Origin of the sequence: Vibrio casei, from assembly GCF_002218025.2 — a bacterium.
Classification (GTDB): Bacteria; Pseudomonadota; Gammaproteobacteria; order Enterobacterales; family Vibrionaceae; genus Vibrio; species Vibrio casei.
This window is the reverse complement of the sequence record NZ_AP018680.1, coordinates 1812708-1828205: the sequence shown is the minus strand read 5'-3', so window position 1 is coordinate 1828205 and position 15498 is coordinate 1812708. Positions and strand designations below refer to the sequence as shown.

At 40.9% G+C, this 15498-nt stretch carries 13 protein-coding genes and 1 tRNA gene; 9 read left to right on the top strand and 5 right to left on the bottom strand.

The window, feature by feature from the left end; genetic code table 11:
• Nucleotides 1-31: 31 nt before the first annotated feature.
• The 3 genes from minE to minC all read right to left on the bottom strand — a co-directional run bounded on the left by minE (nucleotide 32) and on the right by minC (nucleotide 1897).
• Nucleotides 32-292, bottom strand: a complete 261-nt coding sequence (gene minE, locus VCASEI_RS08615; RefSeq protein WP_086962501.1) for a cell division topological specificity factor MinE — start codon at nucleotides 290-292, stop codon at nucleotides 32-34.
• Nucleotide 293: 1 nt separating this feature from the next.
• Nucleotides 294-1106, bottom strand: a complete 813-nt coding sequence (gene minD / locus VCASEI_RS08610; protein WP_086962499.1) for a septum site-determining protein MinD — start codon at nucleotides 1104-1106, stop codon at nucleotides 294-296.
• Nucleotides 1107-1234: 128 nt separating this feature from the next.
• Complete coding sequence (gene minC / locus VCASEI_RS08605) at nucleotides 1235-1897, bottom strand: septum site-determining protein MinC (protein WP_086962498.1); 663 nt, start codon at nucleotides 1895-1897, stop codon at nucleotides 1235-1237.
• A 245-nt stretch (nucleotides 1898-2142) separates the two neighbouring features.
• On the opposite strand from minC, the gene VCASEI_RS08600 reads away from it, so the two are divergent.
• From VCASEI_RS08600 to VCASEI_RS08585, 4 genes are all read left to right on the top strand, one after another.
• Nucleotides 2143-2415: a YcgL domain-containing protein gene (locus VCASEI_RS08600; RefSeq protein WP_089110215.1), complete on the top strand. Its 273-nt coding sequence runs from the start codon at nucleotides 2143-2145 to the stop codon at nucleotides 2413-2415.
• A gap of 67 nt (nucleotides 2416-2482) precedes the next feature.
• Complete coding sequence (locus VCASEI_RS08595) at nucleotides 2483-3424, top strand: lytic murein transglycosylase (protein ID WP_394347157.1); 942 nt, start codon at nucleotides 2483-2485, stop codon at nucleotides 3422-3424.
• Nucleotides 3425-3603: 179 nt separating this feature from the next.
• Entirely contained in the window at nucleotides 3604-4782 is a 1179-nt protein-coding gene (locus tag VCASEI_RS08590) for an efflux RND transporter periplasmic adaptor subunit (protein WP_086962493.1), read from the top strand.
• Nucleotides 4783-4794: 12 nt separating this feature from the next.
• A complete protein-coding gene (locus VCASEI_RS08585) occupies nucleotides 4795-7926 on the top strand; it encodes an efflux RND transporter permease subunit (protein WP_089110213.1) in 3132 nt (1043 codons plus the stop codon).
• A gap of 100 nt (nucleotides 7927-8026) precedes the next feature.
• On the opposite strand, the gene folD is transcribed toward VCASEI_RS08585, so the two are convergent.
• Nucleotides 8027-8881 carry a bifunctional methylenetetrahydrofolate dehydrogenase/methenyltetrahydrofolate cyclohydrolase FolD gene (gene folD, locus VCASEI_RS08580; RefSeq protein WP_089110212.1) on the bottom strand — a complete coding sequence of 285 codons (855 nt, stop codon included), beginning with the start codon at nucleotides 8879-8881 and terminating at the stop codon, nucleotides 8027-8029.
• 213 nt (nucleotides 8882-9094) lie between these two features.
• Here folD and VCASEI_RS08575 point away from each other — a divergent pair.
• Nucleotides 9095-9171, top strand: a tRNA-Arg gene (locus tag VCASEI_RS08575).
• 220 nt (nucleotides 9172-9391) lie between these two features.
• Here the strand turns inward: VCASEI_RS08575 and VCASEI_RS08570 are convergent.
• Nucleotides 9392-10648, bottom strand: coding sequence for an adenylosuccinate synthase (locus VCASEI_RS08570; protein WP_089110211.1), 1257 nt, complete (start codon nucleotides 10646-10648; stop codon nucleotides 9392-9394).
• 133 nt (nucleotides 10649-10781) lie between these two features.
• Between VCASEI_RS08570 and VCASEI_RS08565 the strand changes: the two genes are divergently transcribed.
• From VCASEI_RS08565 to VCASEI_RS08550, 4 genes are all read left to right on the top strand, one after another.
• Nucleotides 10782-11669 (top strand): LysR family transcriptional regulator, encoded by an 888-nt coding sequence (locus VCASEI_RS08565; RefSeq protein ID WP_086960865.1) that lies wholly within the window; start codon nucleotides 10782-10784, stop codon nucleotides 11667-11669.
• 285 nt (nucleotides 11670-11954) lie between these two features.
• Nucleotides 11955-13184: an aromatic amino acid transporter gene (locus VCASEI_RS08560; RefSeq protein WP_089110210.1), complete on the top strand. Its 1230-nt coding sequence runs from the start codon at nucleotides 11955-11957 to the stop codon at nucleotides 13182-13184.
• Nucleotides 13185-13426: 242 nt separating this feature from the next.
• Nucleotides 13427-13972 carry a hypothetical protein gene (locus VCASEI_RS08555; protein WP_089110209.1) on the top strand — a complete coding sequence of 182 codons (546 nt, stop codon included), beginning with the start codon at nucleotides 13427-13429 and terminating at the stop codon, nucleotides 13970-13972.
• A 107-nt stretch (nucleotides 13973-14079) separates the two neighbouring features.
• A complete protein-coding gene (locus VCASEI_RS08550) occupies nucleotides 14080-15474 on the top strand; it encodes a sensor domain-containing diguanylate cyclase (protein WP_089110208.1) in 1395 nt (464 codons plus the stop codon).
• The last annotated feature ends 24 nt before the right edge of the window (nucleotides 15475-15498 follow it).

Below are 15498 nucleotides of genomic sequence, written 5' to 3'. Positions count from 1 at the left end.
AATGTGAAGCGGCTTTCTTATGAGGAAGGTTTTACTCTTTTTCTGGTAGCTGAATGTTTAATTCTAGTACAGAAAGATCATCATCGCCTTGCTCTAAGCTCACGTTGACCATGGAAGGGTCAACCGACACGTACTTGCTTAGCACTTGCAAAATATCTTCTTTTAATTGAGGTAAATAAGAAGGGTTAGTACTGCCATGATTACGACGTTCAGCAACAATGATCTGTAAGCGTTCTTTGGCGAGGTTGGCGGTGTCTTTTTTCTTCGGTCGGAAGAATTGTAGTAGTGACATATTAACCTCCAAATAAACGTTTAAAGATGCCTTTTTTCTCTTCAGTTAAGAAGCGAAACTCTCTTTCTTCACCAAGTAGGCGGTCAACCGCGTCACTATAGGCAAGACCTGCATCGGATTCATCATCGTGAATTACAGGCACGCCTTTGTTTGAAGCATTTAATACGGCTTGGCTTTCTGGAATGACACCCAATAAAGGAATATGCAGAATGTCTTCAACATCGGTGACACTCAGCATTTCACCAGCGTTAACACGAGCAGGATTATAACGGGTTAATAGTAAATGTTGCTTAACCGGTTCAAGTCCTTGTTCGGCCCGTAATGATTTAGAATCGAGTAAGCCTAAAATTCGGTCTGAATCTCGAACCGAAGAGACTTCTGGATTGGTAGTAATGACTGCTTCATCAGCAAAGTATAGCGACATCAAGGCACCTTGCTCGATACCGGCAGGAGAGTCACAAATAATGAAATCAAACCCCATATCATGCAGTTCAGTTAAAATGCGTTTCACACCAATGTGAGTTAATGCATCTTTGTCACGAGTCTGAGAGGCCGGAAGAATGTATAAGTTCTCACAGCGTTTATCTTTAATCAGAGCTTGATTGAGTGTTGCTTCGCCATTGATAACATTTACAAAATCATAAACAACACGACGTTCACAACCCATAATGAGATCAAGGTTACGCAAACCGATATCAAAATCGATAACCGCAGTTTTTTTGCCTCGTAAGGCCAGCCCAGATGCGATTGCTGCGCTAGAGGTAGTCTTGCCTACACCTCCTTTACCTGACGTCACGACGATAGTACGTGCCATTTTTCCCTTTCCTTTTGTTAAATATGGATATTCACTTAGGTGCGTAAAATTCAAGATATTTGAGCTGAATGTAACATGGCTGCTTAAAAATATCTAAAGTGTTGCTGCTAATACGAAAGCGATTAATATTATGTTACTTTTTCAAACTGTAGCGTCTTATCTTGCAATGAAAGAATGACTTTCTTTTGCCAATATTCAGTATCAATTTGGTCACTTAAACAATAATTGCCAGCAATTGAAACCAATTCAGCTTGTAGATCTTGGCAAATGATTTTTGCATCTTGTTGGCCATTCGCGCCAGCAATGGCTCGGCCTCGACAAGTACCATGAATATGAATGCTTCCGTCGGCGATCACTTCTGCGCCGGCACTTACATGGCTTAAAATGACTAAATCTGTATCTTTGGCATAGACTTGTTGCCCAGAACGTATTGGTGTCCGAATGACTTTCGTTGGAACTAATTCTGCTGGGGGTTGATAGCTACTTTTACTGTTAGACATCACCGCAAAACCGGCATTAGTCACCAATGTTTTTACGTTATTGCTTTTACAACCAGTAACGCCAACTGGGATCATACCAGCCTTCACAATTCCCTGACGCAAGGCAATGAAATCTATGTCAATTTGCTGTGACTTTTCAATGTCGACGACTAAGGGTGCATGGGTGAAAAAAGCAGGTGCTTGATTGACTTTACTGTGTAAAAATTGAAGACAGTTTTCTACATTATCTTCCGTTAAATGAAGGACAGATAAGGCAAAGCTGCTTCCTTTTAAATCGGGTTTTGTAGCCATATAGACAATTACTCTAAAGTTGAATGCGTGTATTGAAAATACAATGAGTTAAATTTCAAACCATTGGTTACCAGTCGTCGGAATGTTTAACTTTAAAAAGGCTCTCAATGTTATAGTCTATATAAGACTTTACTGGGTTAATTGCCTGTCAAATGACATTATAATGATAAAAAACGGTGTTAATTCCAAGCGAAAGTCCATTTACCAGTTTAGATTGCTTATATTAAATGCAAAAAAGGATAGTTATGTTGTGTTCTGTGTATAAAAGCAGCAAGAAAGAAGGAATGTATCTTTATATTTCAAAGAAAGATGATTTTTCAGACGTTCCTCAAGCTCTATTGACAATGTTTGGTAAACCCATTTTCGTTATGGTGATGAAAATGGAAGGGCGAAAACTCGCATTAGCCGATATTGAAAAAGTAAAAATGTCTTTAAAAGACGACGGATTCTTTTTACAGCTGCCACCACCACAGATCAACTTACTTGATGAATATAAATCTCGTAAATCTCAATCGTAAACGTGTTGTAAGGGGAAGTATGAAAACCAAATTTATTGGTGTGGCTGCATTTTTGGTTGGAAGCATAATGAGTTTCCAAAGTTTTGCGACACCTGAAACTGATTTTGACGCTTATGTTCAAGGTTTAAAGCAAGAAGCGAAAGAAAAAGGCATTAGCGAGTCTACGATAAATTCAGCATTTAAAAATGTTCAATTTAAGCCCAAAGCGGTGGTTGCTGATAATAACCAACCTGAGAAAAAACTGACTTTGGATGAGTATATCCCAAGAGCGGTTCCTAAATGGAAAGTTCAACAAGGAAAGCGGCTTTATCATGAGTATTTTGATGATTTAAAACGTATTGGTGATGCTTATGGCGTTCAACCTCGTTTCATTGTTGCATTGTGGGGCGTTGAAAGTAATTTCGGGCGATTTACGGGCAATTACAATGTGGTGGAAGCGCTGTCGACTTTGGCGTTTGATGGTCGCCGTGAAGCGCTTTTTCGTAAACAAACCATGGCGGCATTACAGATCATTGATGAAGGTCATATCAGCGCTGACAATATGAAAGGATCTTGGGCTGGTGCTATGGGGCAGGCTCAATTCATGCCAACTTCATTTTTACATTATGCGGCTGATGGTAATGGAGATGGTAAAAAAGACATTTGGACAACTAAGGAAGATGTGTTTGCTTCCACAGCTAACTATTTAAAAACAGAAGGTTGGGACGATAAATACACGTGGGGACGCCAAATTCACGTACCGGCTGGCATCAACCCTGAACTTCAAGGAAGAGATGAAGAGAAAGGCAAATATTTACAAGAGTGGAGTAAAATCGGGATTACAAGTTTAGATGGGTCGCCATTGCCGGTTTTAAAAGAAGATATTAAAGCGTGGTTAATCATGCCCGATGATGAGATTGGTCGTAGTTATTTAGTCTATAATAATTACAACGTACTTATGCACTGGAATCGCTCTTACTATTTTGCGATTGCCGTGAGTACATTGGCTGACCGTATTGTACAAGATTAATGAATAACCTAACGCTTACCGAGTCAACATGGCTCGGTTATCGTAAATAAATGTAAACAAAGTGCCTTCTCATTTATTTTTAGGGGCGTTAGGTATATTTTTGCATACTTGGAAACATTTTTTACCTTTTTACTATTGCGATTTTGGATGGTACTAGTAAATAAATTTGAGAAACCATTATGCTCACCAAACGATTTTCTACCGGATCATTGTCCGTCTTATTACTATTAGTTTTAGTCGGTTGTGATACTAAGAATGATTCAGAAAAAACAACCTCTACCTCGCCACAAACGTTATCAGTCCAAGTCATCAACGTAGAGAAAAAACCAACGACAACGTTCACAGAACTTCCAGCACGTGTTGTGTCTCCGCGTGTTGCAGAAGTTCGTCCACAAGTCACTGGTATTATTGAAAAACGACTTTTTGAAGAAGGTCAGCTTGTTCAAAAAGGTGACGTGTTATATCAGATTGATCCTGCTACTTACCAATCTGATGTGAATAGTGCTAAAGCAGCATTACTGAAGGCTCAAGCGGATGAATCGGTATCAAAGAAAACCGCACTTCGTTATCAAAATTTAATTAAACGTAAATTAATTAGCCAAGAAGATTACGACACCGCAGAAGGAAACTGGAAACAAGCTCAAGCTCAATCGGCAGTTGCCAAAGCCGCATTAGATAACGCTGGAATTTTGTTGTCGTATACGCAAGTTAAAGCGCCTATCACGGGGCGTATTGATATTTCAAATGTCACTGAAGGTGCGTTAACCACGACAAACCAAGAAACTCCACTCACGATGATTCAAGCACTTGATCCTATTTATGTTGACCTGACACAATCGTCACTGGCGATGGCTCGTATCAAGAAAAATTTAGGTAATAATTCTAATCTTAAAGTGTCGGTTTCTTTGGAAGATGGCTCAAAATACGATCACGATGGTAAGTTAACGTTTTCAGGTACTCGAGTTGATCCTTCGACAGGAAGTGTCACTTTACGTGCTGTTATTCCCAATCCTAATTCAATATTGCTTCCAGGAATGTTTGTGCGAGCGCAAATAATTACCGCAAATAATCAACCCATGGTGACACTTCCTCAATCGTTGGTGACATTTAATAACCTAGGTAAAGCGACGGTTATGGTGGTAGAAGACGGTAAAGTGGCTGTGCGTCCAGTCGTAACTGGCGGTACGGTTAATAGTAATGAGTGGGTGATTACCTCTGGTTTGCAGGAAGGTGATCACGTGATTGCTAACAATTTATTACGTATCCGCCCTGGCATGCCTGTGGAAGTGTTATCTGATGAGTCTGTCAAAAAAGCCCCAGAAGCGCCTGCTTCAGCCAAATCCACTAAAGCCAACTAGTAGGTAGCTATCATGGTTAGATTTTTTATCGATCGCCCTATTTTTGCATGGGTGATTGCGATCCTTATTATGCTCGGCGGGGCACTGGCAGTGACAAGCCTTCCTGTTCAGCAATACCCAACCATTGCCCCACCTGCAGTTCAAATTTCGGCTGTGTATCCAGGAGCTTCCGCTAAAACTGCAGAAAACTCTGTGACTCAGGTGGTAGAACAGAATATGACGGGATTGGATAATCTGCTTTACATGTCCTCTTCAAGTAGTGCATCTGGATCGGTTTCAGTGACGTTAACTTTTGCTTTGGGCACGGACCCAGATATTGCTCAAGTTCAGGTGCAAAACCAGTTACAACAAGCGATGAGTCAATTACCTGCTGAAGTTCAACAGCAAGGTTTAAGTGTACGTAAAACGTCTTCTTCTTTTATGTCGGTGACGGCTTTCATCTCTCAAGATGGCAGTATGACGGGCGATGATATAAAAGATTATGTGAATTCTCATATCTCTGATCCACTCAGTCGAATTAATGGTGTGGGTGATGTTCAAGTCTTCGGTTCGCAGTATGCTATGCGTATTTGGCTTGATCCGTCTAAATTAACCAGCTACCAATTAACACCGATTGATGTATCTAGCGCCATTCAAGCACAGAATACCGAAGTAACCGTTGGTCAATTAGGTGGTGCACCGTCGGTTAAAGGTCAACTGATAAATGCCACTATTACGGCCCAAAGTCGGCTAGAAACCACGAAGCAGTTTGAAAACATACTACTTAAAGTGAATGCAGATGGCTCACAGGTTAGAGTGAAAGATGTCGCCCGTGTGGAGCTAAATGGCGAGGATATGAGCGTGCTTTCCCGTTATAACGGAAAAGGTGCCGGTGGGATTGCGATTAAACTTGGGACAGGTGCGAATGCCATTGATACGCAAAAACGTGTTGATGAAAAGTTAGCAGAATTGGCGAAATCTATGCCACACGGGCTCGTGATGGAAAAAGCCATGGACACTATTCCTTTTGTGACATTGTCTATTGAAGAGGTTGTGCATACTTTAATTGAAGCCATTGTCTTGGTTTTCTTGGTGATGTATCTATTCTTACAAAATTTGCGTGCGACACTTATTCCTACCATTGCGGTTCCTGTGGTATTGCTTGGCGCTTTTGGTGTTATGTCTGCATTGGGATTTAGTGTTAACACCTTAACGATGTTTGGTATGGTACTTGCCATCGGTTTGCTGGTGGACGATGCCATCGTTGTGGTGGAAAACGTGGAAAGGGTAATGGCCGAAGAAAAGCTGCCCCCATTAGAAGCGACACGTAAAGCAATGGGAGAAATATCCGGTGCATTAGTCGGCGTGGCGATGGTGCTTTCTGCAGTATTCATTCCTATGGCATTCATGAGCGGCTCTACAGGGGCAATTTATCGTCAGTTCTCGTTGACCATTGTTGCCTCAATGGTATTGTCGGTTATTGTTGCTATGATCTTCACACCTGCCCTTTGTGCCACAATGTTAAAGCCAAGCCATGGCGAAAAAACAACGGGCTTCTTTGGTTGGTTTAACCGCAAATTTAACCGTTCAAGTGAGAAATACACATCCGGAGTCGGTGGCATTTTAAAGCGCCCTAAACGTATGTTTATTATCTACCTTGCGTTATTGCCGTTGATGGGGTGGATGTTTACGTCAATTCCTGCGAGCTTTCTGCCAGATGAAGACCAAGGTAACTTTATGGTCATGGTGCAGCTCCCTTCTGGTGCGACCTTAGAGCGTACGGAAAAAGTCTTGGGCGAGGTGAGAGAATACTTTGCTACGGAAGAAAAAGAGAATGTTGAAGCATTCTTCCAAGTGAGTGGCTTTAGTTTTGTCGGTCAAGCACAAAATGCGGGTATGGGGTTTGTTAGCTTAAAAGACTGGTCTGAGCGTACCGACCCATCACAAGATGTGAACGCGATTATTGGCCGAGCAATGAAGCATTTTAGCCAAAATAAAGATGGCGTTATATTTGCGATTAACCCACCCGCCATACGCGAACTAGGGCAAGCAACCGGTTTTGATTTCTATTTAGAAGATCGCTCAGGAATGGGGCACGATAAATTGATGGAAGCACGTAATATGTTGCTTCAAAAAGCCGCACAAAGCCCAGTGTTACAAAAAGTGCGCCCAAATGGATTAGAAGATACTGCTCAATTTTATATTGATCTGGATTATGAGAAAGCCAAAGCCTTAAGTGTCAGCATTGATGATATTAATAAAACATTATCTATCGCATGGGGTTCATCTTATGTGAATGACTTTATAGATAGAGGCAGAGTTAAGCGTGTGTACATTCAAGCCGATGCGCCTTATCGTATGACACCAGATGATCTGGATAATTGGTATGTGCGTAATAATGAAGACAAGATGGTGCCATTTAATGCCTTTAGTCACACGCATTGGGGAACCAGCTCGCCTAACTTACAACGTTATAATGGTAACTCTGCCATTGAAATTTTAGGTGAAGCCAAAGCGGGTTACAGCACCGGAGATGCTATGGATGCTATTGAAGAGATAGCTAAAACCTTACCAGATGGTGTTGCCGTTAGTTGGACCGGAATGTCGTATCAAGAGCGGATGTCAGGTTCACAAGCACCGATACTCTATGCGATATCCATGATTGTGGTTTTCTTGAGTCTAGCGGCTTTATATGAAAGTTGGTCAGTGCCCATGGCGGTTATTTTGGTCGTTCCGTTAGGTGTATTAGGTGCGCTTGCGGCGACGATGATGCGTGGGTTAGAAAACGATGTGTACTTACAGGTAGGTCTATTAACCACCATAGGGTTATCGGCTAAGAACGCCATCCTAATCGTCGAGTTTGCTAAAGACCTTTATGACAAAGGTATGGGGTTAGTCGAAGCTACGATGGAAGCATGTCGTATGCGTTTACGCCCGATCTTGATGACCTCTTTGGCCTTTATTCTTGGCGTATTGCCGTTGGCAACCAGTACTGGTGCTGGTGCTAATTCTCGCCATGCTATTGGTACTTCGGTTATTGGTGGGATGTTCACAGCGACTTTCTTGGCCATATTCTTTGTCCCTTTATTCTATGTAGGGGTCATGAAAATTTTCGGTAAGAAAAGGGAAGAACCAGAAGAAGCAGCCAGTACAAGACAAAGATAAAACGTTAGAATAAAAATACGTAAGCCGTGCTAAATAAAAAACCCCTTGCTAATCACTTTAACTTAGCAAGGGGTTTGTTTTATGCTTTAAATTCGAAAGATTACTTTGAAAACTTCTCACAAGCGAGCATGGTGTTTTCGATCAAGCTTGCCACTGTCATAGGACCAACGCCACCGGGTACAGGAGTAATATGGCTTGCTTTTAATTTTGCAACGTCGTATTCCACATCACCAATGAGCTTTCCATCTTCCATGCGGTTAATGCCCACATCGATCACAATAGCGCCTTCTTTAATCCAAGCACCAGGAATAAAATTCGGTTTACCAACGGCAACGACTAATATATCGGCTTGGCGAACATGGCCTTCCAAATCCTTAGTGAATCGATGACAAGTGGTGGTGGTGCAACCAGCAAGTAGCAGCTCTAATGTCATTGGGCGCCCCACAATATTAGAGGCACCAACAATCACAGCATGCTTACCATAACAATCAACATTATAACGCTCTAACAAGGTGATAATACCTTTAGGAGTACAAGAACGAAGTTTTGGCATACGTTGGCATAAGCGACCGACATTATACGGATGAAATCCATCAACATCTTTTTCAGGATGGATATTTTCTAATACCTTCGTGCTATCAATACCCGCAGGCAGGGGGAGTTGAACTAAAATACCATCGATTTCAGGATCACTGTTAAGCTGCTCAACAATTTCTAGCAATTCAGCTTCGGTTGTTGTCGTGGGCAAATCAAATGACTTTGAAATAAACCCAACCTCTTCACAAGCGCGGCGCTTACTCCCCACATAAACTTGAGAAGCTGGGTCACTTCCTACTAACACGACAGCAAGGCCGGGAGCACGTAAACCAGCCTCAACACGAGCTTGGACACGAGCTTTAACTTCCGAACGAACGGTTTGAGATATTAACTTTCCATCAATAATTTGAGCAGTCATGGTTTTCTTTACTATCCTCATTAGACTAGCAGCAGTTGACAACGCGGCGTATTGTCGCAAAAAACGTGATCAATATCTATGCCGCAAACGTTTGCATCATCAACTTAATTTCTAACTTATTTATTACAATGCGCTTTTTTTCAGCAATCAAACCATTATATAGAATAAAGGCGTTGACCTAACGCGTTCATCTCGTATAATTCCCCACTTAAAGCGCCCTTAGCTCAGCTGGATAGAGCACCTGCCTTCTAAGCAGGTGGTCACAGGTTCGAATCCTGTAGGGCGTACCATATACAAAAGAAACCCCAGATAGCTTAATAAGTTATCTGGGGTTTTTGTTTTTTATTTATTTATTTATTTAATTTCTCTTCTCTGTCATGAATTGAAGATTTTAGGCATAGGACAAGCCGTGACTTTTTCATCGTTGTATTTTTAGTATTGATTAAAAGCCCTTAAATAACGTCATGAAGTATTTGAGGGCTTTTAGCCATTCAGTATGTAGGTTTGGTTTTAACGAATGATCATTTGCTCACGTTCTGGGCCAACAGAAACCATGCTAATAGGGACGCCCATTAATACTTCAATGCGTTCAACATAGTGTTGCGCTGCAATAGGAAGGCTATCAAACGTGCGGCAACCGGTGATGTCTTCATCCCAGCCTTGCATGTCTTCGTAAACAGGGCTTAGTGCTGCGGTTTGTGGCCAAATCGGGTTTTCACTGTGATCGCCGGCATAAGCGACACAGATTTTTAAATCTTTCATACCAGATAAACAGTCGATTTTGGTTAATGCAATCTCAGTTGCCGCTTGTAATTCCACACCGTTACGAGTGGCAACGGCATCGAAATAACCCATGTCACGTGGGCGACCGGTTACTGCTCCATATTCATTGGCACTTTCACGGAAATTATCTTGTTCTTCCATAGCGGTGACCAAAGTGCCTGTACCCACAGATGAGCTAAATGATTTCGCGACAGCAACAATACGCTCTGGGCGCAGGGCTGGTAAACCACTACCAATACCGGCATAAGCGGCAGTTACATTGGAAGAGGTGGTGTATGGATATTCACCATATACCAAATCACGGCCTGCACCGAGTTGGGCTTCAAATAATAGGTTGGCATCTTGTTTTTGTAGTGCTTTTAAAGGTTCAGTGACATTACAAATAAATGGTCGCCAAGCGGCTGTAACATCTAATAGCCATTGGGTCATCTCTTCTGCGCTTTGAGAAAAATCACAGCTTGGGTAGAGGGCTTTTAGTTGAGGCATTTTCCAATCAAGCATGAATTGAATGCGCTCTTGTAATACTTCTGGCTGGTTTAACCAACCAACCAAAATGCCTTTCTTCATGACGCGATCGCCATACGCCGGTGCAATACCTTGTCTCGTTGAGCCGTAAGCGGCATCACCTAATCGTTGTTCTTCTAGTGTATCTTCAAGTGCATGTAAAGGAAGGCACAGCGTTGCGCGATCAGAAATGCATAATTTTACATCAACTCCAGTGGCTTTAACTTCAGCCATTTCTTCGCTTAATGCCGCGGGGCTTATCACCATGCCTGGGCCAAGTACCGCAATACAATTTGGATTGAAAATACCACTCGGCAGTTGGTGTAATTTAAAGGTGCCAAAGTCGTTTACAACAGTATGGCCGGCGTTATTACCACCTTGAAAGCGAATGCTAGCGGAAGCATCTTCGGCTAAAAAATCAACGATACGGCCTTTACCTTCGTCACCCCAGTTTGCACCTACAACCACAATAGACGGCATAATTTCATCTCCAAATTGATTTGAATAAACATGGTAGGCGCTCTATCTAAATAAGAGAAATTAATTATAATTATGATCTTGATAAGTATTTCATATCAAATTTTGAGTTGAGAGGTTCCATTAAGGTGAAGGTATGTTAGATATTCATTGGTTAAAAACATTTGTGACGTTGGCTGAATTAAAGCATTTTGGTAAAACGGCCAATGCATTACATATGACGCAACCTAATGTTAGCCTGCACATTAAACAACTTGAAAAAAACACCCGAGTGAAATTGATCGAGCGCAATCCATTTTGTTTAACACAAGCGGGGTTACGTTTATTAGTATCGTCGAAAAAGGCACTGTGGGAATTGCAGGTTTGTCAGTCGGATTTGAATGCGATTAATGATTTGAGCCAAGGCACATTAACCATTGCGGCGAGTGACATTATTTCTCGATTATTGCTTATTGAGCCTTTTCAGCTGTTTAAAGCCGAATTTCCGGGGATTGATTTTTCTTTGCTTAATACCACTTCATCGCAAGCATCTAGTTTGGTAAAGAGTGCGGAAGCGGATTTAGGATTTGTGATCGCACAAAAAGAAAGTGAGCCTTTGCATTTCACTGAGCTTCAGCAAGTAAAATGGTGTGCATTAGGCAATGATTTAGAGTTGTGGCAACAAGCAAAATACACCGATGATGCGTCCCTGACCGATCTACCAACATTGATTTTATTAGGGCACGATACCCGGACCCGAGACTTACTGGATAGCGCGTTACCATCATTAAATTTACCTAAATATCGGATTATGGAAGTGGGCAGTGTGGATGCGCAGATAGACTGGGCAGAAGCGGGGTTTGGCGTTGCGATTGTGCCGGAATTCTCACTTTATACGAAGCCGAGTTTAACCACAAAAGTTACCCAATTACCGCAGTTCCCTAGCACTAGTTTGGGTTATATTGTGCGGCAAAATCAGGTGTTATCTAAGGCGACTAAGCAGTTGTTGCATTGGGTTAATGAGGAGATTTCACGCAGGCAATAAACCTGGCACAACCAACCTGAACGCGATGAAATGATAGGCCGAGTGATCTTAATGGTGTTTAAATGATGGGATTTACTGCTATTTATTGATTGTTTTTTGATATTGTATCAGTTAACTAGTTTACTAGTGTGGTGGATGTCGCTACTATAAGGGCATTCATCAGCACAGAAACGGGTTGCCTTTTTCTTGAATACCATTTATGGCAACAACCTTCCTTCTTCAGCTTGATGCTTGTTTGTTTTTGAGTCAGCACAATGGCTTAATTTAGCGTAAAGAGAATCTATTATGACAACCATGGCAACAAAGAAACCCTCGTTAGTTGGTGGTGCTTGTATTATTGCAAGTGTGTGTGTTGGGGCAGGAATGCTTGGTTTGCCAAGTGCTGGTGCGGGTAGCTGGACGCTTTGGTCTATTTTAGCCATTGCATTAACCATGGCGGTAATGACGGTTTCGGGTTGGTTATTACTTGAAGCATTTAAACATTATGATTTGAATGTATCATTTAATACTGTGACATCTGATTTGTTAGGTGAAAAAGTTAATGCTTTTAATAACTTAACCGTATATTTTGTGGGTGGGATTTTATTGTATGCCTATACCACTTCTTTTGGTTTAATTTTGCAAGGATCGCTTGGGTTAGAAAGTAAAACTGCCTCGATTATATTTGTTTTTCTTGCTTCTAGCGTTGTGTGGCATTCAACTCGCGCAGTGGATCGTATTTCCGTTGTCTTGATTTGTATCATGCTGTTTAGCTTTATTTTCGGTGTATTTGGTTTGACGGTTCATGTGGATTTTTCGAAATTGACTGATGCCGTTAATCAGAATGGTGAATACGCAAAGTATGCAATGGCGTTACTCCCTATCGCGTTAACCTCATTTGGTTATCATCATTCAGTGGCTTCAATGCGGTCGTACTATGGTGAAGAACGCAAAGCGAAATATGCCATTTTAGGCGGTACGTCGATTGCGTTATTTCTTTATGTTATTTGGTTAGTGAGCATTTTTGGGCATTTATCTCGTGATTCGTTTGGTCCTGTAATTGCTCAAGATGGCAATGTGGATGTTTTACTGAGTGCGTTAGGTACAGTGGTCTCTTCAGAAAAAGTATCGCAAGCGATTAATGTTTTTTCAGTTTCCGCGATTTTATCTTCGTTTATTGGTGTGGGGTTAGGCGTATTTGACTACATTGCTGATTTATTCCACTTTGATAACCGCAATAAATCGGGCCGTACGAAAACGTGGGCAGTCACGTTTATGCCACCACTGGTATTGTCTTTACTTTTCCCATTTGGTTTCATTTTGGCAATAGGTTATGCGGGAGCAGCCGCCACGGTTTGGACTTGTATTATTCCTGCTTTACTCGTATTGAAATCTCGTCAACGAGAAGGCAGTGAGAAAGGCTTCTTAGTTAAAGGCGGAAAGATTGTTCCTTATTTTGTATTGGGATTTGGTGTGGCAACGGCAATATTTCACTTCTTAACGATGGTGGATGTGTTACCCGTATTTAGAGGTTAAATCATACTCGATAGCATTAACATATAATGCAATGTAGTTAGTGTATAAAGTCCTTGAATCGATAAGTAAGCTTCAAGGGCTTTTTTATTTGTAATTGGTGTGGTGTTGAGAGGCAAACATACTCAGATAACTTGTATACCCAAGTAACTTTAACTTGCCTTACGGCGGCATCTTGACATCACTTAGGTATATACTGAATACAAAATGACTCATTAATGATAGACAAAGAAAAGGAAATGGGGATGGCAAAGATTTCTATCGTTATTCAAGCGTGTTTAGCGGCGTCGATTTTTTATTTAGGGTTCACCATTTATAGTTTCACTAACACGGTGAATAAAGTCGTGGATACTTACCCTGCAATCTTGGCTGATTTTAATCAAACGACTGCAAATTTAGACATTGAAGGTTGGCTGGATGTGGCAAATAAATATGCAGAGATAGCACCTAACGCATTGAAAGTGGCGCAAGATGCTAATGTCACAGCCTCAGAAATCAATAAAACCATGGTTTCAGTCAATAAAACGGTAAGTTCAGTAGATGAAAAATTACCGAAAATATTGTCAGAAGTGCATGGTGTGCGTACGGAAATGGTACCAGCAGTATTAAAAGAGTCGGCTTCGCTGCGGCAGGCTCTTCCTCCTATGATCACCAAAATTGATGACATTGTAGAGAAAAGTGAAGAGATTAGTCGAAATGCAACTGAGGGAGCAGTAAAAGGCGTTATTTTATCACCAATTAATTTATTGAAAGATGCGGGAAGTGGTTTGAAGTCGAAAGTATCTCAATAATCATTGAACGATTAATCGCGTAGTATCTCAATTTTTAGCGCTAAATTTTTGATTTTTCTTCTAATTCATTAATACTTAGTAAAGATGATAATGTTGAGGTGAATAGAATGATGGTCTCTAGTATAGAAAATATCTTAGATGCAAAGACGCTTTCTCTCGTTTTTGAAAATATTGATACGGCCGTTTTTATTGGAAACCTCTCACGACAAATTGTTGCCATGAATACTGCTGCAGAAGACTTGTTTGGTTATAAAAAAGAAGAGTTAATTGGTCAAAGTACCCAAGTGTTGTATGCCAAATCATCAGATTTCAATAAACAAGGAACGTATCGTTTTAACGCTGAGTCTAATTTAGTGGATGATTCTTATTCTATGGATTATCGGAATAAAGCAGATAAAACCTTTAAGGGACAAACTACTGCTGGGGCTATAAAAGATAACTTGGGAAATACGCTATTTTTTGTGGTGATGATTAAAGATGAATCTTCACGCCTTGCAGCAGAAGGTGCATTAAATAAGCTCCATACTATAACTTCTTCGAGGTCATTAGATTTTACTCAACGTGTAGATGAAATTTTAAAGTTAGGTACTGAACACTTTGGCTTACCGATTGGGATTTTTAGTAAGGTTGTTGATGACGAATATGTTGTTCAACAAGCGATTCACCCTGATGGTGCTTTAGATTCAGGAATGACGTTTGATCTTGGTATTACTTATTGTTGGCATGTATATCAATCTAATGACGTACAAGGCTTTCATCATGTATCTCAAAGCACAATTGTGTCCCATCCTTGTTATCAAAGTTTTAAGCTAGAAGCCTACTTAGGTACGCCTATTTTCGTTGATGGGGCACGTTATGGTACGCTTAATTTTTCAAGTCCTGAACCAACGAGGCCGTTTATACGCCAAGATTTTGAGTTGATTCGTTTGTTTGCAGAATGGATTGGACATGAGATCGCTCGAAATAATGACTTACTCGAACTTAAAAATGCGCATCAACAAATGAGAATTCTTGCCGATACCGATGCATTAACAGGGTTACCAAATCGAGGCTGCACTGAGCGTGTGATGAATCAATATTTAAATCGGGTGAAAGGCTCTGCATCTAGACGAAAATTGGCGTGTGCTCTTTTTGATTTTGATTATTTTAAATCCATTAATGATAATTATGGGCATCATATTGGAGATGAAGTACTTAAATTATTTGCCCAGAGTGTGCAAATAGGCTGCCGAGATGATGATCATTATGGTCGTTGGGGCGGAGAAGAGTTTTTGGCTATTTTTCCAGATAAATCAGCAGAGGATGTTCTGCCTATTTTACAAAGATTAAAAAAAGAAATGTATGGCAGGCCAATTCGTAGTAAAGGCGAAGTAATCGTACCGACTTTTAGTATTGGGTTAACGGATTGCCAAGGTGATTCAATAAATGAAGTCCTGAAGCGTGTGGATGGGCTTTTGTATAAAGCTAAAGACAATGGACGAGATAGAATAGAAGTTGGTTAATCGTTAATTATTGTTTAAAGCATT

Bases quoted from the DNA above. Each gene is read 5' to 3' on its own strand.
- minD (WP_086962499.1), bottom strand. From the start codon at position 1,106: ATGGCACGTACTATCGTCGTGACGTCAGGTAAAGGAGGTGTAGGCAAG.
- minC (WP_086962498.1), bottom strand. From the start codon at position 1,897: ATGGCTACAAAACCCGATTTAAAAGGAAGCAGCTTTGCCTTATCTGTC.
- VCASEI_RS08570 (WP_089110211.1), bottom strand. From the start codon at position 10,648: ATGCCGTCTATTGTGGTTGTAGGTGCAAACTGGGGTGACGAAGGTAAA.
- VCASEI_RS08555 (WP_089110209.1), top strand. From the start codon at position 13,427: ATGGCAAAGATTTCTATCGTTATTCAAGCGTGTTTAGCGGCGTCGATT.
- VCASEI_RS08560 (WP_089110210.1), top strand. From the start codon at position 11,955: ATGACAACCATGGCAACAAAGAAACCCTCGTTAGTTGGTGGTGCTTGT.
- VCASEI_RS08550 (WP_089110208.1), top strand. From the start codon at position 14,080: ATGATGGTCTCTAGTATAGAAAATATCTTAGATGCAAAGACGCTTTCT.
- VCASEI_RS08590 (WP_086962493.1), top strand. From the start codon at position 3,604: ATGCTCACCAAACGATTTTCTACCGGATCATTGTCCGTCTTATTACTA.
- VCASEI_RS08565 (WP_086960865.1), top strand. From the start codon at position 10,782: ATGTTAGATATTCATTGGTTAAAAACATTTGTGACGTTGGCTGAATTA.
- minE (WP_086962501.1), bottom strand. From the start codon at position 292: ATGTCACTACTACAATTCTTCCGACCGAAGAAAAAAGACACCGCCAAC.
- VCASEI_RS08600 (WP_089110215.1), top strand. From the start codon at position 2,143: ATGTTGTGTTCTGTGTATAAAAGCAGCAAGAAAGAAGGAATGTATCTT.
- folD (WP_089110212.1), bottom strand. From the start codon at position 8,881: ATGACTGCTCAAATTATTGATGGAAAGTTAATATCTCAAACCGTTCGT.
- VCASEI_RS08585 (WP_089110213.1), top strand. From the start codon at position 4,795: ATGGTTAGATTTTTTATCGATCGCCCTATTTTTGCATGGGTGATTGCG.
- VCASEI_RS08595 (WP_394347157.1), top strand. From the start codon at position 2,483: ATGAGTTTCCAAAGTTTTGCGACACCTGAAACTGATTTTGACGCTTAT.